Below are 341 nucleotides of genomic sequence, written 5' to 3' on the forward strand. Positions count from 1 at the left end.
GATCCTGTCCGCGTCGCCACACGGCCCGCAAACCCTGAAATGCCGGCCCGTATTCATAAGCGCGCTCGGCCAACTGCTGATAAACGCCGGTGATGTCGACACTTTCCGCCCCGGCAGGTGGCCACGCCGACAAATCCGCACCCAGCTGCGACGCCGCCGGGGCGAGTGTGCCCTGGGCGTGCAGTACCCACGACGCCTCGGCATGATCAGCGCGCGAGTACACCGTCAGCGCACGCCGAGCGGACTCGTCGGCACCCCCGACGCTGACTTGCACCACGACCCCGGTCCCTGCGGGCAGCACCAGGGGCGCCGCCAGCACCAACTCCTCCACCAGCCCACAG

General features: G+C 69.2%; 1 protein-coding gene. It reads right to left on the minus strand.

Annotation, left to right across the window (positions count from 1 at the left end):
• On the minus strand, positions 1-341 hold a 341-nt coding region (locus F0Q45_RS27010; protein ID WP_188113217.1), incomplete at both ends, for a polyketide synthase dehydratase domain-containing protein.

The organism is Mycobacterium simiae, assembly GCF_008370645.1.
GTDB lineage: Bacteria > Actinomycetota > Actinomycetes > Mycobacteriales > Mycobacteriaceae > Mycobacterium > Mycobacterium simiae_A.